This window comes from Pseudomonas sp. H11T01 (assembly GCF_048515765.1).
Lineage (GTDB): Bacteria > Pseudomonadota > Gammaproteobacteria > Pseudomonadales > Pseudomonadaceae > Aquipseudomonas.
Map to the genome: position 1 here is coordinate 31,821 of NZ_JBLYED010000027.1, position 25,671 is coordinate 57,491.

Sequence of the window (25,671 nt, forward strand, 5' to 3'; positions counted from 1 at the left end):
TCTCAGATCCCTTCGACATCAATTCCGTGTTCAGCCAACCAAGTCTTTCGCTGCGCGAAATCAGGCATGGCGCGCTCCACGCGTAACCAGAACGCGGGAGTGTGGTGCGGCTCGTGCAGGTGAGCCATTTCGTGTACCACCACGTATTCAGCAATACGTGTCGGTAATAGGATCGCCTTCCAGTGGAAGTACAGCCAGTCGCCCTTGCCACAGGAACCCCACCGATAACCCAGGTCTTGCACCTTCACGCCCGCTGGCCGCACCTCCATCCGCGATTGGCAGTCGGCCACTCGGCTCGATAGCCAGACCTTCGCACGTGTGCTGTACCATTGGATGAAGTGCGCGCGCGCGGTGGGTATGGCGTCACGGCGCATACAGAAGCGACCACCCGCGAGCTTCAGCGGCACATTCTGCTCCTCTACCACCTTCAACCGGTGGCTGCGCCCGAGGTACAGGAAACCCTCGCCGCCGACGAACTCCTTGTGCGGAATCTGGCGCTGCAAACGTTCCTTCTCAGCCATCTTGGTGTAGATCCAGAAGCGCTTCTCCAAGACAAATTCGCGCAGCTGAGCTTCGCTAACCTCCGGCGGAGCAGACAGAACCAAGTTACCACTGCGTTCTACCGTAATCTCCATCGTTCTGCGACGTTCGCTGCGTCGGATGGAGAACAACAAGTCGCCCACTTGGAGTACTGGTGATCTCGTAGATACGAGCATTGGATTACACCTACACCAGCTTGTCGTGGTTGGCGCGGGCCTGCTCCATCAGCTTGTCGGCCAGCACCCCGGCTTTGTCCGCATCCACCAGAGGCGGACGAAGGCGCATTAGATGGTCGAATAACTGGCCGTTCAGCTCGTCCTGTGCGGCGCGTTTGTGCGGACTCCAGATATTGCGGTTGCTCTGCAGTTCCTGAGCCAGAGATTCGACCAGCTCAACCGTCACATCCTTCAGGCGCAGCAACTCGGCTGCAGTTGGCGTCTGGCCAACACAAACGACATCAAGGACTGTGCGGAGGAACGGCGCGTAGTGTTCGGGCAAGTCGCTCGGCGTATCGGCACTTCCCACCTTGCCAGTGCGCAATTCGTCGATAATCTTCTGCAGTTGCGAGATCACCTCGTTCCACTTTTCACCTAGTGTTTTGAGAATGTCGTTCAAGTGCTCGGAGAGCTTGCGGTACAGCACCGGGTCTTCATCGGTGTGCTTACGGATGTGCGAGCGAATCGCGTGCTCCATCTCGGAAGCCTTGGCGCGGTCGTTTACGGCACGCGCAAGGTGTGTATCGAACTCCGCATCGGTCAGCTGAATCGGCGGGATCTTTGGGTCGATGCCCAGCGAGATCACATGGTCGTCGATCAGCTTACGAACCTTGGCACCCACATCCTTACCCAGTACCGGCGTGTCCTTGTAGCGATTGCGGGCGCGGGCATGGATGTACGCCAGGCGCTTGGCGTCTCCGGAATAAGGCAACCCCTCCGGTCGCGGCAGCACCGTGTCCAGTGACCCCAAGAAAGCCTTGAGCTTGACGACGAACTCGGCGCGCAACTTCTCGCTGCCCAATGCTTCAACGCAGGCTTCAGTGTCGTCCAGCGACTCTATACCGTGCTGGCGGAACAGGTCCACCACACGGAGGTGCCTGTCGCGCAGCACCGGCACTTCGTCTTTTAGACTGGCCAGCGCACCGTCCACGTCCTCATCAGCGTAGGCTGCCAGCGCCTCCTTCAAATGCTGTGCCACGCCGTAGTAATCCACCACGATGCCGCAGCGCTTGCCGAAGCCGGTACGGTTGACGCGGGCAATCGCCTGCAGCAACTCCGCCTCGCGGATCGGACGGTCGAGGTACATCACGCCTTCGATCGGCGCATCAAAGCCGGTGAGCAGCATCGACTTCACGACAAGGAAGGCCAGCGGGTCGGTCTTCTCCGGCTTGCCATTGAACAGCGGCTTCTTGAAGCGCTTGGTCAGTTGCTCATGCGCCGCACCGTCTGTCCATTGCTTCCACGCTGGGTCGTCATTGTTGCTGCCCGAAATGATGGGCGCGAATTCAATGTGCGCCAGTATGTCGCGGTACCGCCAGGCCTGCACCACCGCCTGCACGCTCAAAGGGCGTTGGCACAGGGCCTCGTCATCCAGGGCCTTGTCGTTGGGCGAGAGCACCTGCGCCTCGGCCAATAACTCATCGCGGGCTGACCGTAGCGCTTCAAAATAACGAATCGCCGCCAACCGACTGTACGCCACCACCTGCGCCTTGTAGCCGTTAGGCAGGATGTTGGTCACGTAGTGACGAATGATGTCGCGGGCCTTGTCGGCGATCAGCGCCGGGGCATCAAAGATGTGGCCTTTAGTGGCGTACTTTTTCTTGATCGCCTCCAGCTCTTCCGGGGAGTGCTGGCGGAACAGGTCTTCGAACAGTTCGTCCAGGCTGGCGCCGTCCTTGATCGCTCCGTTGGCAGTGCGGCCCTCGTAGAGCACCGGGACCGTCGCGCCGTCGGCCTCGGCTTCCTTGATGGTGTAGCGGTCAATGAACTCGCCAAAGATCTCATGGGTGCGCTTCTTGTCACCCATAATGATTGGAGTGCCGGTAAAGCCGATGCGCGCGCAGTTGGGCAGGCCCGCCAGCAGGTTGGCTTGCAGGTCGCCAGCCTGGGTGCGGTGCGCCTCGTCCACCAGCACTAGGATGCTGTCGTCTTCGTTCAGTACCTCAAATTTTTCTTCAGCCTTGTAGATGGCCTTGGACTCTTCCACTTTCGGTAAATCGTCCGCTGTCAGCGGCGCATCACCGGCGCTATCTGGGTCACGGTATTTCTGGATCGTGGCAAAGATCAGCCCCGGGCCCTTCCGCCGTGCCAGCGCTTTTATGCCCGCAGTGCTCTCTGCTACGTCCACCGCTTCGCCTGTCAGCGTGGCGGTCGCGGATAACTGGCCCTGCAAGTCTTTCCGGTCCGTGACAACGACTACCTTGAAGCGACGTAGTCGCGCGTCCGTACGCATCTTGCGAATCAGGAACACCATTGTCAGACTTTTGCCGGAGCCCTGAGTGTGCCAAATGATACCGCCGCGCTTGTCGTGTTCGCCGTGCTGCAGCCGCGTCTGTCCGGTCTTGAGGCGGGCAATTGCCCTGTTTACTGCCCGGTACTGCTGGTAGCGGCATACCGTTTTGATGGTCTGGCCGCCTGTCTGCATGAACAACATGAAGTTCTTCACAACATCCAGTAGATGCGAAGGCGAAAGCAATCCGGCGATCAAGCGCTCTTGCTCGGATAGAGCCGCCTTGCCTAGCGCCTGAGCCACCTCAATCTCGCTACCTGCGCCATCAGGGCCGACCACCGTCTTCCACTGAGCATAATGCTCAAAGGCTGCACCCACGCACCCCACGCGCGCCTCGTCATAACTGGTTGCCACCAGCAGCTGGTTGGTGGCAAATAACGCCTCGTTGCCCTCATTGTCGTCCACTTCAAGCGCAGCTTTGCGCTGGTTGGTGTAGCGCCGCAGTTGGTCCACCGCCTCGGTCAGCGGCTCGGGGACGGACGGGCTCTTACACTCCACCACCACCAGCGGGATGCCGTTCACCAGCAGCACCAGGTCGGGCACGATGAAGGCCTTGCCGCTGTTGAAGCCGGGCGGGCAATCGACGCGGTATTGGTTGATCACCGTGAAGCGGTTGTTGGCCGGGGATTCCCAGTCGATATAGCGAATCGTCTGACCCCGCCCGCCGTCCCATCCGGGCAGACCCTCCACCGTCAAGCCTCGGATCAACAAGGTGGTGGCCTTCTCGTTGGCTTCCATCAGCTTATGTGCGCCCAGGCGGGTGATGGCCGCCACGGCTTCGGATAACCGCGCATCGTCCAGCCAGGGGGCTCCATCAGCGCCGGAATTCAGCGCGCGCAACTGCTCGCGTAGCAACCCTTCCTGAATCACCTCGGCAAAACTGGTTCGACCCGTGACTGCTGGATCGTCGAGACTGCCTGCGTTATAGGCCCAACCGAGTGCCTGCAACTGGGCTACGAACGGTTTTTCGACGTCATCGAGTTCCCAGTTCATCAGGCGCTCCCTTTTTGTTGTGCAGCTTCGGCCAGCAATGGTGTGACGCGGACTCGGCCAGTGAGGAGATCGTCCATCAGGCCAGCCTTCAGCTCTCGCAGTTTGGCGGACTCGGAAGTCGCGTTCTGTAAGCGGTTGTCGATCTCATCCAAGCGCGTAGCAATCAGATCCTGTTCGGCACGAAGTGGCTTTGCCGTCACCAAACCCCGGATCGTTGGCAGGTTAATGCCTGCTTTTGCACCCGCATCGTTCAGCTTGCTGATGTAGGTTTGTGCAATTGGCCCAGCCAAGTAATGACCAATGAATCGCGAATTAACAACATCAAGGTCTGGGCGTACCAGAGCAATGTGCTGGTTGATGTACGCCTCGCCCAAACCATCAGGAACGACGCCGACGATACCCAGATCGGCCGTGATAGAAATTAGGATGTCGCCGGACTCTAGCCGTGTCCTCTGTCCATCCGCATTCCGAGGGGGGCGCACGTAGATCGTCGATTCGTAGCGAAAGTTGATGTGTTCACGCGTCAAGTTACCAATGCGAACGAACAGCGCACCGCTGTCAGCATAGAAGCGCGCCCAATCGCGCGAACCGCTGGTGACCGTCTTGGACAACGACTCAAGCGTGACCACATCCCACTCCTTCGGAATCCACCCAAGCGGCGACTCCTTGTAGAGATGCGGCGCCTCGGCCTGGGCCGGGCGCTGTTCGCCGTTGGCGGTTATTCCGCGCGTCAACAGGTCGTGCTGCAGCCCCTGCTTGACGGCCTTGAGCTTGGCGATGATCGCCTCGGTTTCGTAAATGGCAGTATCGAGGGCATCTATAACCAGTCCCATTGCTCGTTGGTCATCGATATGGGGGGTGGGTAGTCGACTCACACGCAACGGTGTGCGGTTTAACTCTAGTTGATTGGTTGAGCCAGCAAAGCAAAACCGCTCTAGATGCCTTTGAAGTGCTGGCATGCGGAGCACAGAGTTCAGCCACCGAGAATCAGCAAGGTCGGCCCGTGGCCGCATCACAGTGACGTGCCCATCAACAATAAAAGTACCGGGCGCATTGAAAACAACGGATCGACCAATAGTTCCAGTACCCGTCGAATTCAAAAGAACATCACCAGATTCTGGTCGAAGCACATTGCGCATTGCGCGGTGCGAATGGGGCCGTGCGAAGTTGGGAGCGAATCCTGTGGAAGCAACACAGCGCTGGCCGATCGCCAAGACTTCGCTGTATTCAACGTAGACTGGTGCCGTTCCGCGCGAAATCAAACTACATAGGCTATCGACCGATTGTATCGGCCAATCTGCTTCGTTTGGGATGTCGACGTTTAGTTCGGGTTCAGACATATCGCAACTCCTTCAAGAACCCCTGCAGTGCCTTTTCAGCTTTGTCACGCTTGCCCTCGATCTCGGTCAGCGTCACGCGGTACTTGTCCCACCAGTTCTCGTACGCAGTCACGATCTGCCTGCGCTGCGCAGCCATGTAGCGCTCAATAATGGCCTGCATGTCGTTGTGCAGAATTGTCAGCAGCAGGTCGTCGGCGGCTTCCGGTGTCAGCCCCTCAACCGCGGCGCCAATGTGTTGTTTGAAGTTGTCATTCTTGGCCTTGAGTTGTTTTTTTACGGAGGTAAGGTCCTTTCTCCAGGCTTTGAGCTGAGCTTCATCCACGACGCGTTCTTCGTCGGCTTCGTCATCTGCAGCCTCAGCGGCTTCGCCATCTCCCCCTTCTGCATCCTTGGGGCTGGTGGCCTTGATCTGGCTGTCCAGCTCGGCCTTTCTGGCCTCCAGTTCGGTGATGGTCTCGACGAAATCGCTCATCAGAAACTTGACCAGCTTGTGCTCCAGCGGGCTTTCTTTGCTGGCCTTATCTTCCAGCGCAGTGACGATGCTAGTGCGCCAGGCGTCGGCCACGCCCTTGGCGCCGCGCGCCATCAGGGTGAGGAAGTCGTACTTGGTCTGGTACCAGAAACCGGCAACGATGCCGCGCACCTGGAAGGGGTCGAGCAGACCGATAGCCTCCAGGCTTTGGCTGAAACTGGCCAGCAGGTCGTTGCGCAAAGCTACCAGGCTGGCGGCCTCGTCCATTTGCCCGGACAATGCAGTGATGCGTGCGCTGTGGGCTTGCCACCACTCCTCGAAGGCAGTGCGGATGGCCGTTTCCTTCGCAACCAGACCGGCATTGCATTCGATGGTCGGTTTGAGAGCCTGTCGTTTGTCGAGCACAGGCGCGAAGTCTAGATACTTGGCCTCACGCTCCACCAGCAGGTCCATCGGATTCAGGCCGTGGGCGCTGAACAATCCGGCTTTGTCGGCCACCTCGGCCTTTGGGATGCCGCCGACCAAATGGGCGCGCACGTCATGTGGCTCGGGCGGTGGGGAATTGTCGGCATAGCGGCGAATATTGAGGTTGTAGTCGTTTGCCTTGAGTGTGGCGTTGTCGACGATGGCCGAGAAACCGTCGATGGCACGAAACTCGTCGAAGGTGGTGACTATCTTTTCGATGTGCTCTGGCAGCAGGTAATTCTGTGCTCGGCCTTCGAAGAGTTCGCGGTCGGCATTAATAAACAATACCTTGCCTCGGCGTTCGGTGGGTTTGCCGCTGACGCGGTTGGCACCTTTCTGCACCCGCTGGCGCAATACCAGAATACAGGCCGGGATACCGGTGCCGTAGAACAGATTGGGGGCGACGCCGATGACGGCTTCGAGCAAGTCGTCCTCAATGATGCCTTTTCTGATGATTCTTTCTTCACCACCCCGGAACAGTACGCCGTGGGGCAGAACAGTGGCCACCATGCCACCGTCGCGCGTGACGGCCAGCATGTGTTGCAGGAACATCATGTCGGCCTTCTTGGCACCCAGCGGCACCTGGCCATAAGAGAAGCGCTCGGCTTCAAACTTGGGCTTCCAGGCGGGCTTGCCGTCAGCATCCTTTTCGGTATTGCCCCAGTGGATGGAAAACGGTGGATTGGTGAGCACGCGGTCGAAGTGCTTCAACTCGCCACCCTCAACGTGCTGGGGCTCGGCTAGGGTGTCCTCGTTATGCAGATCGGCGTTGCTGATGCCGTGCAGCAGCATGTTCATCTTGGCGATGGACCACACTGTGCCGTTGAACTCCTGGCCGAACAGGTTCGCCTTGCGGCCATCTTCGCCGTGCTCGTCGATGTATTCCTTTGCAGCGATCAGCATGCCGCCGGAACCACAGCAGGGATCGTAGATGTCGTGTTTGAGCTCGGGTTTGATGAGCCGCACCATCATCCGCACCACCGAGCGCGGCGTATAGAACTCGCCACCTTTTTTGCCCGCCGAATCGGCGAATTCGCCAATCAGGTATTCGTAAGCGGCACCCAGCAAGTCAGGGAACTCGAAGTCTTCGTTGCGCAGGCGAAACACACCAAAGTGCGTGATGAGCTGGCGTAGCTTGATGTCGGCGATCTTGCTCTGACCGACCTTGCGTGTGAAATCGATATGTTCAAGTACGTCGTACAGGCTGGTATTGGCTGTCTCGATACCGGTCAGCGCCTTATTCAGGAAGTCGCCGACGTTCTGATGTGCGTCGTTGAGCAAGAATTCGTAGCGTGACTGCGGAGGCACCCAGAACGAGCCCTCTATTTTGTACCAGCGCGAGATCTCGGAAGAGACCTGCGCCTGAACCTTGCTTTTACCACCTTCCATTTCAAGGCGAATCACTTCCTCGCGACGTTGCTCAAACATATCCGAGCAGCGCTTGAGGAACAGCATCCCGAAGATGTATTCCTTGAATTCTGAGGCATCCATCTTGCCGCGCAGAATGTCAGCGGCCTTAAACAGGTGGCGCTATAGTTGGGGTAGGGTCAAAGGCATTGGTCGATATCCAGACAGATCGTTGCTAGCCATCACACTGAGGCCATTTTCAGGTCGACAGTGTATTCGCAAAGGCGATTGCAATTCATGCCTAAACGAGACCTTGAGAAAAGTCACCATTTTCTCTGATGCGTCATTTTTCGGCCATACGCGCGTGAGGTGAGTCTTTAGCGTATCGGCACGACGTTGGCGTCCCTGATTTGATTGATCGCAGATGCCGACAGGCTACCCGTTGCGGCCTTCTGAATATGCTCACTCCACCAGGCCATCATCGGGCGTCTTCGCTCAATGTAGTCCGCACGGTTATAGGCGCTTCGGACTTCGTCTTTGTCGACATGGGCAAGAGCGACTTCGATCAGCTCGGGATCCCAGCCATGCTCATTCAGGATGGTGCTGGCCATTGAGCGCATGCCGTGGCTGACCAAGCGGTCCTGGAAGCCCATGCGTTTCAACGCCATATTGGCGGTCTGGCTGTTAGCGTGGGTGCGCGGGTTTCTATCTGCCGGGAACACATATTCCCTGTGACCGCTGTGGGACTTGAGAGTCTCCAGCAGCGCGAGTGCCTGGTCGGACAACGGGATGGTGTGCGGCCGACGTTTTTTCATGCGCTCCGGCGGGATGGTCCAGATGCGCTTGTCGAAGTCGATGTCTGCCCATCGGGTGGTCGCCGCTTCGGCAGGGCGGGTCATGGTGTGCAGCTGCCATTCGATCAGGCAACGGGTCGTCCGCTTGATGCTGGCGTTCGCGATTTCCATCATGAGCTCCGGAAGCTCATCAGGTGGTAGCGCGGCCATATTCTCTTTCTTAGGTTTCTTGAACACCGCTCGAATGCCGCTGAGAGGGTTGGCAAAGATCATTCCGGAGTTGACCCCGTAGGTCATGATTTCGTTAAGGCGCTGGCTCACTCGCTTAACCGTCTCAAGGCTGCCTTTGGCCTCAATCGGGCGAAGGAGCTTGATGACCATCGGGGCATTCACTTCCGATAACGGCGTTGATTTCATGCTTGGAAATACATGCAGTGTGAGCGAGCGCCAGATGTCTTCGGCATACGCTGGCGTGACGGAATCCTTCTTCAACTCGAACCAGGCGGTGGCCACGTTCTCGAAGGTGTGTTCCGTTTCCGCTCGTTTGGCTTCCTGCAGCTCATTGCGCTGAGCTTTTGGGTCGATGCCCTGTGCAAGCAGCTCTCTGGCCTCAACGGTTTTCTTCCTCGCTTGCGCAAGAGAAACCTCGGGATAAGAGCCGAGTGCCATGTTGATTCGATTCTTGGTGACGGGATGCCGGTAGTTGAAATTCCACTGCATCGAGCGATTGACCCTGACTCGCAGCTGGAGCCCGTCGCCATCCGTGAGGACGTAATCCTTGTCTTTCGGTTTGACCGCCTTGAGCTGGCGGTCGGAGAGGCGGGTGGTTTGAGCGCACATGAGAAGTACTCCATGACACCTTTTGGTATTCCCAAGATTAGCGCCGGGTAGCCGGGAATACCATTGGGAATACCAAACCGCGTGGAACTCAAAAAACCTGGAAAGCCCCCCGCAGCCCTGAAGCCCCCGTATTTACTGGAATTCAGGCACAAAAAAAGACGTCCGTGGACGTCTTTAGATGATGAAGTGGTGGAGCCGGGGGGATTTGAACCCCCGTCCGCCAGTACTCCGCTGTCGGTACTACATGCGTAGCCGTGTCTATTAAGTTAACCCTCAGCGACCCGACGGGCAGGGTGCTTTGGGCGAGTTGTGTAAGTTTTAGCCGCTTCGTCCACAACGTACTGCACGGCGATTCTGTTCTATATGACAATCACTTCGGGTTTACAGACATCCCCTAGTGATTGCTGGCGCCGAAGCGACCAGGAGGGGGGCTAAGGCAGCTTACGCTGCGAGAGCTTGCCCCTCGTAGTTTTCGTCATTGGCAACTATAAGTAGTTGCAACAGTGGATTTACGAGTTCTGTTACCAACTCGGCATGCACCTAGAGTTTCGCAACCGGCGTCGAATCCTAAACGGCCCCGAACCTGCTGTGCATAACCAGCAGGTATTCGCAGTGTACGCCAATGCGCGCGGCGAGTCGACCTTCTGTCGGTGCTTGCACGTGAGGGGCGCGCTGAATTGGCTCTGGCCCGGCGTTATTGGCTATTCATGTGACTTTGAATGTCCTGAAGCGCCTGCTGCGTCAGGGAAACACACTCTTTGTCATTGTTTGCGTTGTGGGCGGCCTTGGCTTGTTCGGTTTTGGTGATGACGACACCTTTGGTGGCAGCGTCCAACGTGGCAGCACTGGCCAGCTTGTTATTGACTGCTTGAAGGTTCATCACACATTGATCACTGTCGCTTGAAGCAAACGCGGGGGAGGCCAGCATTGTTGCGATGATGAGCAGTCCAGCCAGGGCGGAACGCTTCATGGGTGTCTCCTTGAACAGATGGGCTTTGAGCCACGCTCATTGGGGCTTTACAAATGGACTGTGACGGCGCACAAGGGTTCTGTTTTTGCGTGCTTTGACGCGAAAGAATTTTACAGGGAACGGGTGCTAAAAAGGGGCGAAAACGCCCCTTTATTCGTGCCGCCGTTTCAGACTGCTCTGGCTTGGGTGACCCGGTCCACGAGGTAGACCAGCCCGTGGTAATCGATCCCTCCGTGCTGAGTCAGACCAATTTCGCAGGTGCGACTGGTGGAGATACCTTCACTGCAATGCTGCACTGCATCCTTGAGTGTACGCAGCGAATGAGCATTCAGCTCAGGCGTGGTGAACCCCTTGTCACCGGCAAAGCCACAGCAGTGTATGCCCTCGGGAATGACCACGTTGTTGCTGCAACGGCGGGCCAGATCAATCAGTGCCTGGCTTTCCCCAAGGTGCTGAGTACTGCAGGTGACATGCACCGCGATCGGCTCTTCCTGGGGCGTGAAATCGAGTCTGTCCATCAAGTGCGTGCGGATAAAGCGCACCGGGTCGTACAGGTCCAGCCGCGCTTCGCCGAGGTCTTGTACCAGGCGCAAGGTGCAGGGGCTGGTGTCGCAGTAGATCGGATCAAGGCCGCCGCGACTGGCATGCAGCAATGCGCCGATCAGTTCCTGGCGCTTGTGTTCGGCCTGTTCCGCATAGCCTTTGGAGGCGAACGGTTGACCGCAGCAAAGGCTGTCCTGATTGTCCGGGAACACCACTTGGTAACCGGCCTTTTCCAGCAGGCTGCGGGTCTTGTCGTAGAGCGACATCTGCTCCTTGTCGCCCGCGGCGGGTCCCATGACTCGCGATACACAGGCCGCCAGATAGACCACCCGAGGACGTTGATCCGTCACCGCTGGACTGAAGCGAATCGCCCGCTCCGGTTGCGGCATGGCGTTGGTCCATTGCGGGACTTTGCCTTTGGACAGCCTGGTCAGCGCAGCAGAAATCTTCGCCAGCCGCGGCGCACCCAGCAACATGCGCGCACCGTTGGCGGCATGCAGGGTGAAGCGCGCGCCTTGTAGTGCGGTTTCAAAGTGCGCGCCCAGCCAGTCAGCGGTTTTTGTATGAGAGGCCGTGCGGCTGCGCAGCTTCTTCACCAGTTCGCCGGTGTTGATTCCCACTGGGCAACGTTGAGCACACAGACCGGTGGCTGCGCAGGTGTCGACGCCCTGATATTGGTAGGCTTCTTCCAGCTCCAAGGTATCAATGCCGGCGCGTTTTTTCGCCTGGATATCGCGCCAGATCACGATGCGCTGGCGTGGGCTCAGGGTCAGGCCTTTTGACGGGCAGACCGGTTCACAGAAGCCGCATTCGATGCACTTATCCACAATCTCGTCGGCGGCGGGTAGCGGCTTCAAGTGCTTGAGGTGGATTTGCGGATCTTCGCTGAGGACCACGTCCGGGTTGAGAATCCCGTTCGGATCGAGCAAACGCTTGAGCTGCCACATCAGTTGGTAAGCGTCGCTGCCCCATTCCAGTTCAACGAACGGCGCCATGTTGCGACCGGTGCCGTGTTCGGCTTTCAGCGAACCACCAAACTCCACGGCCACCAGTTGCGCGACGTCGTCCATGAAGGCCTGGTAGCGCGCAACTTCTTCGGCGCTGTTGAAGCCCTGGGTGAAGACAAAGTGCAGATTGCCTTCCAGCGCATGGCCGAACAGGATCGCTTCGTCGTAGTGATGTTTGTCGAACAGCTCGATCAAACGGTTCACGCCGATGGCCAGTTGTTCCACCGGGAAGGTCACGTCTTCGATGATTACCGTGGTGCCGGTTTTGCGCACCGCGCCGACGGCGGGGAAGGTGTCTTTGCGGATCGCCCAGAGCTTGGCGTTTTCTACAGGGTCTTCGGTGAAGTCGACCTGCTTTTCCACTGGGAACGAGACCAGCGAAGCCATGATCTGCGCCAGTTGCTCCTGCAGCAGATTTGATGTGGCGGCGCGAGATTCGATGAGCAAGGCGCACGCGTTGGCGGACAATTGCTGAACGAACGCCGGCATCCCCGGTTTGTCCTGCACCGAGCGCATGCTGCGGCGGTCGAGCAGTTCAACCGCCGAGACCGGTTGGTTTTTCAGTACGGTGACGGCGTTGCAGCAGGTCTCGACATCGGGGAACACGATCAGCGCCGAGGCTTTGTTCGGATGGTCGATGACGGTGTCGTAAGTCACTGCGCTGATGAAGCCGAGCGTGCCTTCGGAGCCCACCAGCAAGTGGCTGAGAATATCCAGTGGCTCGTCGAAGTCCACCAGGGCATTGAGCGACAGACCGGTGGTGTTTTTCAGACGATATTTGTGGCGGATCTTCGCGGCCAGTTCGGTGTTGGCGCGGGTCTCGCGGCTGAGGGTTGCCAGTCGTTCCAGCAGGTCAGCGTGAGTGTCACGGAAGTCCGCGACGCTGCTGGCGTCTTCGGTATCGACGCGGCTGCCATCGGCCAGCACCAGACGAATGCCGGCAAGAGTGTGATAGGTGTTTTGCGCAGTGCCGCAGCACATACCGCTGGCGTTGTTGGCGACGATGCCGCCTATTTTGCAGGCATTGATCGATGCCGGGTCCGGGCCGATCTTGCGCCCGAACGGTGCCAGCCAGGCATTCGCCTGAGCACCGATGACGCCCGGTTGCAGACGGATCTGCGTGCCTAGGCCACGAATTTCGCGACCGTTCCAGTTATCGCCAAGGACGATCAGCACCGAGTCGCTGATGGCCTGACCTGAGAGGCTGGTGCCCGCTGCGCGGAAGGTCACCGGGACCTGATCACGTTGCGCCAGTTTGAGCAGGGTGACCACTTCGTCTTCGGACTCGACGCGGATCACCAGTTTGGGAATCAATCGGTAGAAACTGGCGTCGGTGCCGAATGCGAGGGTCGAGAGTGGGTCGTCGAAGCGTCGATCCTGAGGAATCAGTTGCTGTGCATCACGCACAAAAGCGGCCGGTAGACTCATTGGTCCTCCAGGATCAGCACCACCAGGTCTTTCGGGCCGTGGGCGCCGTAAGCCAGGACTTGTTCGATGTCGGCAGTTTTCGACGGGCCGGATACCAACAAGGCATTGGTTGGCATGCCTTGGGCCCATTCGAATTGCTGCTGCACCTGATAGAAGTTGTCATGGATTTCGCTGGCCTTGAGCAGGGCGAAATGCACGGGGGGCACCAGGCTCATCAAGCGCGGTTCTTCGCGGGTCGGCCAGATGATCAGGCTGCCGGTGGCGGCGATCGCACCGAGGGTAGTGGTGAGGCTGGCCGGGGTGTCGTTGAACAATTCGGCTTTCCATTCTTCCACGGGGCGGTCGTAGGCTTTGAGTGTCGGCAGCGTAGGATTGTGTACCCAGTGCTCGGTTACGCGTTTGCCGTGAGGCGTCGTCGGTGCGATCAACAGGCTCGGCAGTTGGCGGTCATTCAGCAGTTGCGCGAGCAATTCTGGCCACGCCTGTTCGGACGTCAGATGAATTTCGGTGTGTACCGCTTCCATCTGTTTGCGCAGTTGGGCGATGCGTTGTTCCGGTGGATAAGTCCATGGCTCGGTCACCAGCGCTTCGTCGAAGTTGTCGGCCACCGGCGTGGTGCCGGTCAGGCTTTTGCGCAATTTGTTGAGGATGTTCTGCTTGGCGCTCATCAACGATCTCCCTGTTTGGCCAAGTGCTCGCGGGCCATGTCATGCAGTGAACGGGCGGCAGGTTTCGGTGCGCTGTGGTTTTGCGTCCAGGGGCCGACGTTGCTTGGCGTAAGGGCGCGCAAGCGGGTAGCGAAGAAAACGAACAGCCGATACAACGTCGGCGAGGCGTTGAGTCGGGCCCAGGCGTTCCAGATGAAACGCTCTTTGCGCGAATACTTACTGCCCTGGCCGCGCATCACTTGATGGGGGCTGTCAGGCGCTTTGACGTTTTCTTCGCGCAGGCGACGAAGTAACGCCGGGATCGGAATTTTTACCGGGCAGACTTCACCGCAGGCACCGCACAACGATGAGGCGCTCGGATGATCAGGGACTTTCGCCAGACCGACCATGTGCGGGGTGATGATTTTGCCGATCGGGCCAGGGTAGACCTCGCCATAGGCATGGCCGCCGATGCGGGTGTAGACCGGGCAATGGTTCATGCAGGCGCCGCAGCGGATGCAGTTCAAGGTCTGGCGCAGTTCACTGTCGGCAAAGGCCTGACTGCGGCCGTTGTCCAGCAGCACCAAATGCACTTCTTGCGGACCGTCGAGCTCATGAGCTTTGCGCGGGCCGGAGATCATGTTGACGTAAGTGGTGATCGGCTGGCCGAGGGCCGAGCGGGTCAGCAGCGAGAGCAGCGGCACCACGTCGCGCAGGTTCTCGACGACTTTCTCGATACCGGTAACGGCAATGTGCACAGGCGGTACGGTGGTGGACATGCGACCGTTGCCTTCGTTCTCCACCAGCAGCAGGGTGCCGGTTTCGGCCACGGCAAAGTTGACGCCGGAGACGCCGATGTCCGCTTCGAAGAATTTTTGCCGCAAGACTTTGCGACCGATCTGAATGAGTTGGTCTACGTCCTTGGTGTACTCCACGCCAAGTTTGTCGTGGAACAAGGACGCGACCTGACCGGCATTCTTGTGGATCGCCGGCATAATGATGTGTGAAGGCTTCTCGTGGTCGAGCTGGACGATATATTCGCCCATGTCCGACTCCAGGCATTCAATGCCTTGAGCTTCGAGGACATGGTTCATCTCCATCTCTTCGCTGACCATCGATTTGCCCTTGATCACTTGCCGCCCCTCGTGAGCGCGGATGATCGAGAGGACGATGCCATTGGCTTCGTCCACCGTTTCCGCCCAGTGCACTGTCACACCGTTGCGGATCAGGTTCTGTTCAAGTTGCTCGAGCAGGTCGGGCAACTTGGATAACGCACGAGCGCGGACGGCATTGCCGAGCGTTCGTAAATGTTCTCTTTCGTGAGCATCGCTGAACGACGCTGCACGTTTGCTCATCAGTGAATCCATCGCGCTGCGAAAGTTGTTTCGCAATTGCGTGTCGGCCAAAGCCTCGTGAGCCCGGGTGCGAAAATCATCCGACACGGAAGTGGTCGGTATCAGCTCCGGCGTGCTCATTTTGCACCTCCGGTACGCTGCCAGAGGAAGCTGGCCAGGTGTTGGCCGCGTAACGCTTCTTTCTGTTTCTCCAGTGAGCCGTTGATGTTCATCAAGCAACCGCAGTCGGCACTCAACACCTGGTGCGCGCCGGATTCCTTCAGCGCACGGGTCTTGTCCGCAACCATCGCACCGGAGATGTCTGGCATTCGGACGCTGAAAGTCCCGCCAAAGCCACAGCATTCACTTTCGTGGCTGTGTTCTACCCGCTCCACGTTGCTCAGTTGCGACAACAACTCACGTCCATGCAGATGGGTGTTCATTTCCCGTCGTGCCGAGCACGAGGTGTGCAGCGCCACTTTTACCGGTTGGCCGCTGTCCTTGAGCCGCACCTTGCAGACGAACAGCAAGAATTCTGCTAACTCGTAGGTCCGCGCCGCCAGGGCCTGAACCTGTTTCAACGTCTCCGGTTCGTCCTTGAACAAGTCGGCGTAGTGTTCACGCAACATTCCTGCGCATGAACCGGATGGCACCACTACCGGGTAATCCCCGGCGAACAGCGCCAGTTGTGAGCGCGCCACCTGCCGTGCCTGCTCGGTGTAACCCGAGGTGTAGGCCGGTTGCCCGCAGCAGCTTTGCCCTTGCGGATACTCGACACGAATGCCTTCGTGCTCGATCAGGTGAATCGCGTCCATCCCGGCTTCGGGATAGAACAAGTCAACCACACAGGTACCGAACAGATAGACCCTTTGCGGTTTCTCGCTCGGATACTGACGTGGTTCGGGCACTGGCGGTGCGACGCGGGTCGCGTTGGGCACGGCGTTGTAAAAAAGCTCGCTCATCAGGCGTGTCTCCGGGTGGTCCCGGTTATCCGTCTGGCGCAGCCGCTGAAATATAGAACCTGAAGCTTTCAGCCGCCTTGCAGACCGGGTTGTGAATAGCTGGCGCCGAAATCGTGGTCCGGCGCCGGTTTTTACCGTAACGCGTGTGGCGCTTAGTGCACCAGCATGCCGGTGAACCAGTAGGCCTGAGCCAGGGTGATCAGACCGACGATCGTGGCAAAGAATAGGCTGTGCTTGAGCGTGAAGCGGAACAGGTCGGATTCCTTGCCCACCAGGCCGGTCGCGGCACAGGCCACGGCGATCGATTGCGGCGAAATCATCTTGCCGGTCACGCCACCGCTGGTGTTCGCCGCGACCAGCAAGACGTCGCTGACGCCGATCTGGTGTGCGGTAGTCGCTTGCAGCGAGCTGAACAGTGCGTTGGACGAAGTGTCCGAACCGGTCAGAAATACGCCCAGCCAGCCGAGGAATGGCGAGAAGAACGGGAACGCAGCGCCGGTCGCGGCCAGCACCAAGGCCATGGTCGAAGACATGCCCGAGTAGTTGGTGACGAAGGCGAAGGCCAGCACCATACCGATGGACAGAATCGGCCAGCGCAGTTCGTAAAAGGTCTCCTTCAAAGTGGTCAGACCAGTTTTAATGTTGATCTTCAGGATCAGCATCGAGATCAGCGCGGAGAAGAAAATCGCCGTGCCGGTCGCGGAAATCGGATCGAGTTTGAACACCGCCGGCATCGCCGTCGGGGCAGTCACGATCGGTGCGATCTTGATCACCATTTGATCCAGATGCGGAATAGCGAAGTTGAACACCCAGCTATACATCGAACCACCTGCAGCGAACATGGCCTTGAACGGTTTCAGCGTCCAGATCGTGACCAGCACGGTGAGGATTAGAAACGGCGACCAGGCTTTGAAAATTTCCCCCAGGCTGTAAGGCGAAGCCACGGTGGTGCGCTTCTGGCCGAAACCACCGGCGCTGGCCACCACGGAAGCCGAAACGGCGCCGGTAATGTGTGCGCCTGCGGCGCGTTTCGGCTGCCAGACTTTCAGGAACAGGGTCAGGGACACCAGGCTGACCAGCGCCGAGGTGATGTCCGGCAGTTCGGGGCCGATGAAGTTCGAGGTGAAGTATTGGGTTACGGCGAAGCTCAAGCCCGCCACCAATGCCGCCGGCCAGGTTTCCTTGACGCCGCGCAGGCCGTCCATCATGAACACCAGCCAGAACGGAACAAACACCGACAACAGTGGCAGTTGGCGACCGGCCATGGCGCCGATCTTGAAGGCATCGATACCGGTCACTTGCCCGGCCACGATGATCGGAATCCCCAGTGCGCCGAATGCGACGGGCGCGGTGTTGGCGATCAGGCACAGGCCGGCGGCATACAGAGGGTTGAAGCCCAGGCCAACCAGCAGCGCAGCGGTAATGGCGACCGGCGCGCCGAACCCGGCGGCACCTTCAAGAAAGGCGCCAAAGCAGAAGCCGATCAGCAGCACTTGCAGGCGTTGGTCGTCGGTAATCGACAGCACTGAGCTGCGGATCACTTCGAACTGGCCGCTTTTGACCGTCAGTTTGTAGAGGAACACCGCAGCGACGATGATCCAGGCGATGGGCCACAGACCGTAGGCAAATCCGTAGCCAGCGGCTGCGAACGCCATGTCGACCGGCATCTGGAAGGCAAAGATCGCCACCAGGATAGCCAGCACCAGGGTAATGCTCCCGGCGACGTGTCCTTTGAGGCGGAACACGGCCAAGGCCAGGAAGAAAAATACGATGGGGATGACTGCCGCGAGAGCGGACAAGCCGAGACTGCCGAGCGGGCTGTAGAGCTGTTGCCAGGTTTGCATATGGGGTGGCCCCTAATTGTTGTTGGTCAGGCACTGGTCAGCGTTCTTGGTTAATTGGTAATACCAATTTACAATCGCTGTGGGCTAGGTTAAAAGCCTTATGAGCGATGTGTCAATTTGTCGCCCTAAAACTTTTGTCGAATGCGCTGCGCAAATGTTGTCTGATCGGGTCAATCAAGCGCTGTCTGGTAGGTGCTGGCGCGGCGCCAATAGGCCAGAATAGAGAGCCCGGCGAGTCGTCGGGATCGTGGAGAATGAGTTATGGGGTTTGATCAAATTCGTCAGCGCCGTTTGTCTGACGATATTGTCGAGCAGCTCGAGGGGATGATCCTCGAGGGCACGCTGAAGTCTGGCGAGCGGCTTCCGGCCGAGCGAGCGCTGGCCGAACAATTTGGTGTGTCCCGTCCTTCATTGCGTGAGGCGATCCAGAAACTGGCGGCCAAAGGGCTGCTGGTCAGTCGTCAGGGCGGTGGGAATTATGTGGTGGAGTCCCTGGGTTCGACCTTCAGCGATCCGCTGCTTCATCTGTTGGAAAGTAACCCCGAAGCGCAACGCGATTTGCTTGAGTTCCGGCATACCCTCGAAGCGTCCTGTGCTTATTACGCGGCATTGCGTGCGACCGAAGTCGATCGAGAACGATTGACTGCTGCGTTTGACGAATTGCAGGACTGCTATTCGCGCGCTGATGAAGTGAGCCGGCTGGAGGAGGGCGCGGCGGATGCGAAATTCCACCTGGCGATTGCCGAGGCCAGTCATAACGCGGTGTTGCTGCACACCATTCGCGGCCTGTTCGATTTGCTCAAACGTAACGTGGTGACCAACATCGGTGGCATGTACAAGCAGCGCACCGAAACCCGCGACATGCTGATCAGTCAGCACCGGGAATTGTATCTGGCGATTATCGAAGGGCGTGCGGAACAGGCGCGAGAAGTCTCCAGCCGACACATTCTGTATGTGCAGGAAGTGCTGGAAGAAGTGCGTCAGGAAGTGCAGCGCATGGCTCGGGCGGAGCGGCGCAAGGGGATGTAGAGCGAGAGTGGAGTTTACTGTGGCGAGGGAGCTTGCTCCCGCTGGGTCGCGAAGCGGCCCTAAAATCGTTCATCGCGATTCTTCAGGCAGAATGCATCCACAGGTTTACGACTACTGCGTAGCCGAGCGGGAGCAAGCTCCCTCGTCACAAAAGCTCGTTCATTCAGCAGGCAGGAAGATTAATCTTCCTTGCCTTTGCTCCGTACCGCACGCTGCAACTCACGATCGGAATCGCGTTCGCGCTCGGTGTGACGCTTGTCGTATTCCTTCTTGCCCTTGCCCAGAGCGATCTCGCACTTGATCAAGTGCTTGCTCCAGTAGAGCGCGAGGCAGACGCAGGCGTAACCCTTTTGCTGAACGGCGGCAAACAGCTTCTCCAGCTCGCGCTGGTTGAGCAGCAGTTTGCGACTGCGCGTAGGGTCGGCAATGACATGCGTACTGGCGGTGGTCAGGGGGGAGATATGGCTACCCAGCAGCCAGGCCTCGCCATCCTTGAGCAGCACATAACTGTCGACCAGTTGTGCCTTGCCCGCACGCAAACTCTTTACTTCCCAGCCGGCCAGGACCAGACCAGCCTCGAAACGAGTTTCGATGAAGTAATCGTGACGCGCCTTTTTATTTTGCGCGATGGTCCCTGTTGGGTGTTTCTTTTGCTTAGCCATAGGGGCGGCATTATAGGGAGTTGCACGCTTGTCGGCTACGGTGAAGCTGCGTGCTTGAGCACGTTGAGTGAATCCCGGACAATGCGCCCTCTTTTTTGATCGGTTGGGCGTGTTGACGATGTCGACAGACAAGGTTTCTGTCCACGGCGGATGGGCTAGCCGCTGGGTCTTTATACTCGCTGCGACCGGCTCGGCTGTGGGTTTGGGTAGTATCTGGAAATTCCCCTACATGGTCGGCGTCTATGGCGGCGGCGCGTTCGTGTTGGTGTTCCTGGCCTGTATCGCGCTGGTCGGCGTGCCAGTGATGCTGGCCGAAACCCTGATCGGTCGACGCGCCCGGCAAAGCCCGGCCAACGCCTTGAAGGCGCTGGCGCTAGAGGCCGGGCATTCTGGAAAGTGGTCCTGGGGCGCTTTTGCCGGGATGATCACGGCGTTGCTGATCCTGTCTTTCTATAGTGTGGTGGGCGGCTGGTCACTGGATTACATCATCGATATGGGGCGTGGCGACTTTCAGGGTGTCGCGGCGGACCAGGTTGGTGCGTATTTCGGTGGGGTGATTGCCGATCCTTGGCGCCTGACACTTTGGCACACGATTTTCATGCTGCTTTCGGCAGTGGTGATCGCAAAAGGTGTGGTCGCCGGGCTTGAGCGCAGCTTGCGGATCATGATGCCGCTGCTGTTCGTGATGATGGTGATCCTGTTGGGCTACAGCCTGACCACAGGGCACTTCATGGAGGGCGTGCATTTCATGTTCGACTTCCACCCGGACAAGTTGCTCGATGGCTTGCTGCCTGCCATGGGGCATGCGTTTTTCTCGCTGAGCGTCGGTGTCGGCTCGATCATGATCTATGGCGCTTATATGCCGAAGAACTCGTCAATCTCCGGGACTATTGTTGGCGTGGCGCTACTGGATACCTTTGTCTCGTTGCTGGCAGGTCTGGCCTTGTTTCCGATTGTATTCGCTGCAGGTCTGAACCCGAGTGAGGGGCCCGGGTTAATGTTCGTCAGCCTGCCATTCGCTTTTGGTAACGTGGCGTTCGGTCAACTGATGGGCGTTGTTTTCTTCATCCTGGTAGCAATCGCGGCCTGGAGTTCGGCGATTTCCCTGCTGGAGCCGATGGTGGCGTACCTGGTTGAACGGACTAAAATCCGCCGCGGCTGGGTGACTTTCTGGCTGGCGTTTATCTGCTGGTTCGTTGGATTGGGGACGGTGTTCTCCTTCAATATCTGGCAACAGGCCAAATTTTTCGTGAACGATGGCGCAGGTTTTCATCTCTACCAATGGGGTGCGGCAAGCGGTCTGGACTTCTTTGGCGTGATTGATTTCTTCACCTCGCGCATCATGCTGCCCCTAGGTGGTTTGTGTTTTGTGGTGTTTGCAGGTTGGGTGATGGGGCGTGACGCTGTGCGTGATGAGCTGTCGATCCGCAGTCCGTTTCTGTTCGCTCTGACCTTGTTCTTGATGCGCTATGTGGCGCCAATCGGCATTCTCGTAGTGTTTGCCGCCCAGCTGTGGAAGTGACGCTTACATGACGACCCATATTCAACGCTCCGCCCTGCTGCCTTATCCGGCGCAAGCGCTCTATGACTTGGTCAATGATGTCGCGCGTTACCCGGAATTTTTGCCTTGGTGCTCTTCAGCCGAGGTTCTGGAGGCCAGTGACGAGCACATGCGCGCCAGCCTTGCCGTTGCCAAAGGCGGGCTTAGTCAGCATTTCGTAACGAGCAACACCCTGGTCCCGGGGCATTCGATTGAAATGAACCTGGAAGAAGGCCCGTTCAATCAGTTGCATGGGGTCTGGGTATTCAAGCCGTTGGGGGAAAAGGCCTGCAAGATCAGTCTTGATCTGGCCTTTGACTATGCTGGCCCGATTGTCCGGGCAACCTTGGGGCCGTTGTTCAATCAAGCCGCCAATACCCTGGTCGATGCGTTCTGTCAGCGCGCCAAGCAGCTGCATGGTTGAGTCATTGATTGAGGTCGAAGTGGTGTATGCCGCTGTTGATCGTCAGGTATTACTCAAACTCGCGGTGCCAGCGGGCTCTACGTTGCGGGCGACCCTGCTGCGTTCGGGGATCGGTGCGCAGTTTCCCGAGCTGGATCTGATGAATTGTCCGCTGGGGATTTTTGGCAAAGTGGTGACTGATCCAGACAGTCGTGCGGTGCAGGCGGGGGATCGAATAGAGGTTTATCGTCCGCTTCTGGCTGATCCCAAAGAAGTCCGTCGATTGCGCGCAGCTAAAGCCGCGCAAGCCAAAGCACGGGATCAATAGTCCTTACTAAATGGCAGGCAACAAAAAGCCCGGACATGCCGGGCTTTTTGTTGTGTCGCAAATTATTGCGGCGAGGTTCCCAGTGGTTCTGGAGTCGGGACCGGAGTGGTTTCTACCTGGTCCACTTCCTTTTGGATCTTATCCAGCAGCGAGCCCGGCTTGACCGGTTTCTCTGGTTTTGGTTTCTCGACGTTTTCCGCAGGTGCAGGAGCAGTCACCTTGGTGCCGTTGTCCTTGCCAAGAATGGCTTCGTCACGGCTTACGCCAGGCCTGAAGTCACCCGACAGGCTGACGAGTTGGTCATTGGAATTGAAGATAATGCTGATACGTTCCTGTTGGCGTTCACCGCCGCCTGGTTGCAGGCTATATAAGTAATCCCAGCGATCGGCGTGGAACGTGTCGGTCAGCAGAGGGTTGCCCATGATAAACCGTACTTGCCGGCGGGTCATTCCCGGGCGTAACTGGTCTATCATGTCCTGCGTGACGACATTGCCCTGCTGGATGTCGATTTTGTAAACCCCGGGGAATGAACAACCGGCGAGTGCGAGCAGTCCCACGAGGGTGAAACTGGTTAGCAGGAGCTTGGTGTTTTGCATCGGTGGGCGACTTCCACTATCTTGGCTGGGACAACGTAAACCCCGATCATACCCGCATTAAGAGAAGCTGCGAAGCAGCATCCGCGAGAAAGCTGACCATGGTTGAAAATAGCGAACTACGTAAAGCCGGCCTTAAAGTGACCCTTCCACGGGTCAAAATTCTACAAATGCTCGATTCCGCCGAGCAGCGACACATGAGCGCCGAAGATGTTTACAAGGCGCTGATGGAAGCTGGTGAGGATGTTGGTTTGGCCACGGTTTACCGTGTTCTGACTCAGTTCGAAGCAGCTGGACTGGTGGTCCGTCATAATTTCGACGGCGGTCACGCGGTATTCGAGCTGGATGACGGCAAGCATCACGACCATATGGTCAACGTTGAGACCAGCGAAGTGATCGAATTCTTCGACGAAGAGATCGAGAAGCTTCAAAAGGCGATCGTTGAGAAGCATGGCTTCGAGATGGTGGATCACAATTTGGTGTTGTACGTACGCAAGAAAAAGTAAGCATGTCGCGCGGGGAACCGCGAAACGATCGAAGGCGACCCTAGGGTCGCCTTCGTGCTTTCCGCCGCCTTAAATTTTGGCGGTGACAACCATCTTTTTAGCGTGCGCCAAGGATTCCTTGGTGAGATCGATACCGCCCAGCATGCGCGCCACTTCCTCGACCCGTTCGGTTTTACCCAGCTTGGATACCGCAGTGTGAGTGGCATCGCTGCCGCGTACTTTGTGCACGAAAAGGTGTTGATGGCCTTGGGCGGCCACTTGCGGCAAGTGGGTGACTGTCAAAACCTGTCCGCGTTCGCCCAGCCGTCGCAGCAATTGACCAACAATTTCGGCGGTCGGTCCGCCAATGCCTACGTCCACTTCGTCGAATACCAGCGTTGGCACGCGAGAGGTTTGCGCGGTAATCACCTGGATTGCCAGGCTGATCCGTGAAAGCTCACCGCCTGACGCCACTTTGGCCAGCGCTTTGAGTGGTTGTCCGGGGTTGGCGCTGACCAGCAGTTCCACTTGTTCCAGGCCATTGGGCAGCAGTTCATTGCTGGTGTTGGGACGCAGCTCAATGGTGAAGCGCCCGCCGGGCATACCTAGACGCTGGATTTCTATTTCGACGGCACTGGCCAGGCTGCTCGCCGCTTGGTAGCGCAAATCGCTCAGCTCCCTGGCCTTCTCCTGATAATGCCGAGCGAATGAGGCCAACTCGTCGCCCAGTCGTTCAATGGATTCGTCATTGGCGTTCAGCGTTTCAACTTCATCCAGCAGCTTTTGCTGCATATCCGCGACTTCGGTGGGCTGGATACGGTGTTTGCGGGCTAGTGTGTAAATCGCATCGAGGCGTTCCTCAAGTTGCTGAAGGCGTGCCGGGTCGGCGTCAAAGTGATCGAGAAACCGATTCAGTTCGCCAACGGCTTCTTCAACCTGAATCTGCGCGCTCGTCAGCAAATTGGTGGCTTCGCCCAGGGCGCCCGCGGAATTGTTCACGCTCGATAGGCGGTTGAGGCTGGCCGTCAGGGCGTTAAGGACATTTCCTGAATCGCTTTCGCTGCACTGCTCGACAACTTGTCGGCAAATGCCCAGCAGGGTTTCTGCGTTGGTCAGGTTTTTGTGCTCTTGTTCCAGCTGCTCCAGCTCATTCTCACCAAGGCCGAGGTTTTCCAGCTCTTCGAGTTGATAGCTGAGTAGTTGATGTCGAGCGCGCTGTTCATCGCCGGAGTTGGAAAGATGCTCCAGCTCTTGGCGGGTCTGGCGCCAGCGCTGGGCGGCGAGTTGTACCTGGCGGGCCAGGTCCGTGGCGCCAGCATATTCGTCGAGCAGGCGGCGATGGGTATCGGTTTTCAGCAGGGACTGGTGTTCGTGCTGGCTGTGAATATCGATCAGCAATTCGCCGAGGGCTTTGAGGTCACCGAGCGGGCAGGGGGTGCCGTTGATATAGCCACGTGAGCGTCCCTCGGCAGTTATTACCCGGCGCAGAATGCACGGGCCGTCGTTGTCGAGGTCGCGCTCGGCCAGCCAGGCGCTGGCTTCTGGAATGTCCACCAGATCGAAGGTGGCCAGAATATCGGCCTTGTCCGCGCCAGGGCGAACTACGCCGCTGTCGGCGCGATCACCGAGGGTCAGGCCCAGAGCGTCGAGCATGATCGACTTGCCGGCGCCGGTTTCGCCTGTGATTACGCTCATCCCGCGATCCAGCTCCAGATCGAGATGTTCAACAATGGCGTAGTTATGTACAGACAGGTGCACCAGCATAGAGGCCGCTCCCAGGCTTTAGGTCTGGTTATTTATACAGTGTTTTGTTTCTGGCTGACAATGCCTTCCCTTAGCTCGATTTGCTTGAATAGTGATATTTTTTAGCTCACCCAGGAATGATGATGCCCGGGTGTTTTGAAGGGTTAATGGTTTTTGCCGCTCTGCCAGCCCTTGAACCTGAAAATTGCGACCCCATATACCGGGGCAGAAGCGCGAGTCGAGCTCGCGGACGAAATTGAAAGGAGAAATCTATGGCTGACGAACAGACGCTGGATACGCAAAATCTAGACGCCGATCAGGCTCCCGAGGCTTCGGGTGATGACCTGGTGGCTCGTGTGCAACTGCTCGAAGAGCAACTGGCTGGCGCCCATGATCAGGCTTTGCGTGTTGCGGCCGATCTGCAAAACGTCCGCCGTCGTGCCGAGCAGGACGTAGAAAAAGCCCACAAGTTCGCGCTGGAAAAATTTGCCAGCGATCTACTGCCGATCATCGACAGTCTGGAGCGTGGTCTGGAGTTGTCCAACCCGGACGACGAAAGCATCCGCCCGATGCGCGAAGGGATCGAGCTGACCCTGAAAATGTTCCAGGACACCCTGAAACGTTATCAGCTGGAGGCGATCGATCCTGAAGGTGAACCCTTCAATGCCTCGCAGCACCAGGCGATGGCCATGCAGGAAAGCGCCGACGTTGAGCCAAACAGCGTGCTCAAGGTGTTTCAAAAGGGTTATCAGCTTCATGGTCGCTTGCTGCGTCCGGCCATGGTTGTGGTCAGCAAGGCACCTGCGGCGGTTTCGCCTTCGATTGACGAGCAAGCTTGAAATTAGCCGCAAGGCCCC

20 protein-coding genes and 1 other RNA gene are annotated in these 25,671 nt (G+C 58.0%); 6 read left to right on the plus strand and 15 right to left on the minus strand.

Annotated features, from left to right (window positions below; genetic code table 11):
- Positions 1 to 2: 2 nt before the first annotated feature.
- The 12 genes from ACN1C3_RS27010 to ACN1C3_RS27065 form a co-directional block, all read right to left on the minus strand.
- Positions 3 to 716, minus strand: a complete 714-nt coding sequence (locus tag ACN1C3_RS27010) for a M48 family metallopeptidase (protein WP_419118792.1) — start codon at positions 714 to 716, stop codon at positions 3 to 5.
- Between the two features lie 10 nt (positions 717 to 726).
- Complete coding sequence (locus tag ACN1C3_RS27015; RefSeq protein ID WP_419118793.1) at positions 727 to 4,038, minus strand: type I restriction endonuclease subunit R; 3,312 nt, start codon at positions 4,036 to 4,038, stop codon at positions 727 to 729.
- Complete coding sequence (locus ACN1C3_RS27020) at positions 4,038 to 5,378, minus strand: restriction endonuclease subunit S (RefSeq protein WP_419118794.1); 1,341 nt, start codon at positions 5,376 to 5,378, stop codon at positions 4,038 to 4,040. Before ACN1C3_RS27020 ends, ACN1C3_RS27015 begins: the two co-directional genes overlap by 1 nt.
- Entirely contained in the window at positions 5,371 to 7,839 is a 2,469-nt protein-coding gene (locus tag ACN1C3_RS27025) for an N-6 DNA methylase (RefSeq protein WP_419118830.1), read from the minus strand. Before ACN1C3_RS27025 ends, ACN1C3_RS27020 begins: the two co-directional genes overlap by 8 nt.
- 200 nt (positions 7,840 to 8,039) lie before the next feature.
- The gene (locus ACN1C3_RS27030) at positions 8,040 to 9,296 is read right to left on the minus strand and encodes an integrase domain-containing protein (RefSeq protein ID WP_419118795.1); all 1,257 of its coding nucleotides are present in this window, start codon (positions 9,294 to 9,296) and stop codon (positions 8,040 to 8,042) included.
- Between the two features lie 187 nt (positions 9,297 to 9,483).
- Positions 9,484 to 9,875, minus strand: a transfer-messenger RNA (tmRNA) gene (gene ssrA / locus ACN1C3_RS27035).
- Between the two features lie 115 nt (positions 9,876 to 9,990).
- Complete coding sequence (locus ACN1C3_RS27040; protein ID WP_419118796.1) at positions 9,991 to 10,266, minus strand: hypothetical protein; 276 nt, start codon at positions 10,264 to 10,266, stop codon at positions 9,991 to 9,993.
- 167 nt (positions 10,267 to 10,433) lie between these two features.
- A complete protein-coding gene (locus tag ACN1C3_RS27045; RefSeq protein ID WP_419118797.1) occupies positions 10,434 to 13,244 on the minus strand; it encodes an FAD-binding and (Fe-S)-binding domain-containing protein in 2,811 nt (936 codons plus the stop codon).
- Positions 13,241 to 13,912 (minus strand): LutC/YkgG family protein, encoded by a 672-nt coding sequence (locus ACN1C3_RS27050; protein WP_419118798.1) that lies wholly within the window; start codon positions 13,910 to 13,912, stop codon positions 13,241 to 13,243. Before ACN1C3_RS27050 ends, ACN1C3_RS27045 begins: the two co-directional genes overlap by 4 nt.
- Positions 13,912 to 15,366, minus strand: a complete 1,455-nt coding sequence (locus ACN1C3_RS27055; RefSeq protein WP_419118799.1) for a LutB/LldF family L-lactate oxidation iron-sulfur protein — start codon at positions 15,364 to 15,366, stop codon at positions 13,912 to 13,914. The genes ACN1C3_RS27050 and ACN1C3_RS27055 overlap by 1 nt, the downstream gene beginning before the upstream one ends.
- A complete protein-coding gene (locus ACN1C3_RS27060; protein WP_419118800.1) occupies positions 15,363 to 16,187 on the minus strand; it encodes a (Fe-S)-binding protein in 825 nt (274 codons plus the stop codon). Before ACN1C3_RS27060 ends, ACN1C3_RS27055 begins: the two co-directional genes overlap by 4 nt.
- Positions 16,188 to 16,339: 152 nt before the next feature.
- On the minus strand, positions 16,340 to 18,031 hold the full coding sequence (locus tag ACN1C3_RS27065; RefSeq protein WP_419118801.1) for a lactate permease LctP family transporter: 1,692 nt from the start codon (positions 18,029 to 18,031) through the stop codon (positions 16,340 to 16,342).
- A 261-nt stretch (positions 18,032 to 18,292) separates the two neighbouring features.
- On the opposite strand from ACN1C3_RS27065, the gene ACN1C3_RS27070 reads away from it, so the two are divergent.
- Entirely contained in the window at positions 18,293 to 19,060 is a 768-nt protein-coding gene (locus tag ACN1C3_RS27070) for an FCD domain-containing protein (protein WP_419118802.1), read from the plus strand.
- Positions 19,061 to 19,239: 179 nt separating this feature from the next.
- Here the strand turns inward: ACN1C3_RS27070 and smpB are convergent, their stop codons facing one another.
- The gene (gene smpB / locus ACN1C3_RS27075) at positions 19,240 to 19,722 is read right to left on the minus strand and encodes an SsrA-binding protein SmpB (RefSeq protein ID WP_419118803.1); all 483 of its coding nucleotides are present in this window, start codon (positions 19,720 to 19,722) and stop codon (positions 19,240 to 19,242) included.
- Positions 19,723 to 19,840: 118 nt separating this feature from the next.
- Here smpB and ACN1C3_RS27080 point away from each other — a divergent pair, with 118 nt between their 5' ends.
- From ACN1C3_RS27080 to ACN1C3_RS27090, 3 genes are read left to right on the plus strand one after another with little or no spacing between them, the layout of a single operon-like run.
- A complete protein-coding gene (locus ACN1C3_RS27080) occupies positions 19,841 to 21,244 on the plus strand; it encodes a sodium-dependent transporter (protein WP_419118804.1) in 1,404 nt (467 codons plus the stop codon).
- A gap of 7 nt (positions 21,245 to 21,251) precedes the next feature.
- Entirely contained in the window at positions 21,252 to 21,686 is a 435-nt protein-coding gene (locus ACN1C3_RS27085; RefSeq protein WP_419118805.1) for a type II toxin-antitoxin system RatA family toxin, read from the plus strand.
- Complete coding sequence (locus tag ACN1C3_RS27090) at positions 21,679 to 21,993, plus strand: RnfH family protein (RefSeq protein WP_419118806.1); 315 nt, start codon at positions 21,679 to 21,681, stop codon at positions 21,991 to 21,993. Before ACN1C3_RS27085 ends, ACN1C3_RS27090 begins: the two co-directional genes overlap by 8 nt.
- Positions 21,994 to 22,055: 62 nt before the next feature.
- On the opposite strand, the gene ACN1C3_RS27095 is transcribed toward ACN1C3_RS27090, so the two are convergent.
- Positions 22,056 to 22,589 carry an outer membrane protein assembly factor BamE gene (locus ACN1C3_RS27095; protein ID WP_419118807.1) on the minus strand — a complete coding sequence of 178 codons (534 nt, stop codon included), beginning with the start codon at positions 22,587 to 22,589 and terminating at the stop codon, positions 22,056 to 22,058.
- Between the two features lie 98 nt (positions 22,590 to 22,687).
- Here ACN1C3_RS27095 and fur point away from each other — a divergent pair, with 98 nt between their 5' ends.
- Positions 22,688 to 23,092 (plus strand): ferric iron uptake transcriptional regulator, encoded by a 405-nt coding sequence (gene fur, locus ACN1C3_RS27100; RefSeq protein ID WP_150641005.1) that lies wholly within the window; start codon positions 22,688 to 22,690, stop codon positions 23,090 to 23,092.
- Between the two features lie 69 nt (positions 23,093 to 23,161).
- Here the strand turns inward: fur and recN are convergent, their stop codons facing one another.
- Positions 23,162 to 24,835 carry a DNA repair protein RecN gene (gene recN / locus ACN1C3_RS27105; RefSeq protein WP_419118808.1) on the minus strand — a complete coding sequence of 558 codons (1,674 nt, stop codon included), beginning with the start codon at positions 24,833 to 24,835 and terminating at the stop codon, positions 23,162 to 23,164.
- 251 nt (positions 24,836 to 25,086) lie between these two features.
- Between recN and grpE the strand changes: the two genes are divergently transcribed.
- Positions 25,087 to 25,653: a nucleotide exchange factor GrpE gene (grpE, locus tag ACN1C3_RS27110; RefSeq protein WP_419118809.1), complete on the plus strand. Its 567-nt coding sequence runs from the start codon at positions 25,087 to 25,089 to the stop codon at positions 25,651 to 25,653.
- Positions 25,654 to 25,671: the final 18 nt, after the last annotated feature.

Bases quoted from the DNA above. Each gene is read 5' to 3' on its own strand.
- ACN1C3_RS27065 (WP_419118801.1), bottom strand. From the start codon at position 18,031: ATGCAAACCTGGCAACAGCTCTACAGCCCGCTCGGCAGTCTCGGCTTG.
- ACN1C3_RS27020 (WP_419118794.1), bottom strand. From the start codon at position 5,378: ATGTCTGAACCCGAACTAAACGTCGACATCCCAAACGAAGCAGATTGG.
- fur (WP_150641005.1), top strand. From the start codon at position 22,688: ATGGTTGAAAATAGCGAACTACGTAAAGCCGGCCTTAAAGTGACCCTT.
- ACN1C3_RS27090 (WP_419118806.1), top strand. From the start codon at position 21,679: ATGGTTGAGTCATTGATTGAGGTCGAAGTGGTGTATGCCGCTGTTGAT.
- ACN1C3_RS27015 (WP_419118793.1), bottom strand. From the start codon at position 4,038: ATGAACTGGGAACTCGATGACGTCGAAAAACCGTTCGTAGCCCAGTTG.
- ACN1C3_RS27010 (WP_419118792.1), bottom strand. From the start codon at position 716: ATGCTCGTATCTACGAGATCACCAGTACTCCAAGTGGGCGACTTGTTG.
- ACN1C3_RS27060 (WP_419118800.1), bottom strand. From the start codon at position 16,187: ATGAGCGAGCTTTTTTACAACGCCGTGCCCAACGCGACCCGCGTCGCA.
- ACN1C3_RS27085 (WP_419118805.1), top strand. From the start codon at position 21,252: ATGACGACCCATATTCAACGCTCCGCCCTGCTGCCTTATCCGGCGCAA.
- recN (WP_419118808.1), bottom strand. From the start codon at position 24,835: ATGCTGGTGCACCTGTCTGTACATAACTACGCCATTGTTGAACATCTC.
- ACN1C3_RS27080 (WP_419118804.1), top strand. From the start codon at position 19,841: ATGTCGACAGACAAGGTTTCTGTCCACGGCGGATGGGCTAGCCGCTGG.
- ACN1C3_RS27070 (WP_419118802.1), top strand. From the start codon at position 18,293: ATGGGGTTTGATCAAATTCGTCAGCGCCGTTTGTCTGACGATATTGTC.
- grpE (WP_419118809.1), top strand. From the start codon at position 25,087: ATGGCTGACGAACAGACGCTGGATACGCAAAATCTAGACGCCGATCAG.
- ACN1C3_RS27030 (WP_419118795.1), bottom strand. From the start codon at position 9,296: ATGTGCGCTCAAACCACCCGCCTCTCCGACCGCCAGCTCAAGGCGGTC.
- ACN1C3_RS27095 (WP_419118807.1), bottom strand. From the start codon at position 22,589: ATGCAAAACACCAAGCTCCTGCTAACCAGTTTCACCCTCGTGGGACTG.
- ACN1C3_RS27040 (WP_419118796.1), bottom strand. From the start codon at position 10,266: ATGAAGCGTTCCGCCCTGGCTGGACTGCTCATCATCGCAACAATGCTG.
- ACN1C3_RS27055 (WP_419118799.1), bottom strand. From the start codon at position 15,366: ATGAGCACGCCGGAGCTGATACCGACCACTTCCGTGTCGGATGATTTT.
- ACN1C3_RS27045 (WP_419118797.1), bottom strand. From the start codon at position 13,244: ATGAGTCTACCGGCCGCTTTTGTGCGTGATGCACAGCAACTGATTCCT.
- smpB (WP_419118803.1), bottom strand. From the start codon at position 19,722: ATGGCTAAGCAAAAGAAACACCCAACAGGGACCATCGCGCAAAATAAA.
- ACN1C3_RS27050 (WP_419118798.1), bottom strand. From the start codon at position 13,912: ATGAGCGCCAAGCAGAACATCCTCAACAAATTGCGCAAAAGCCTGACC.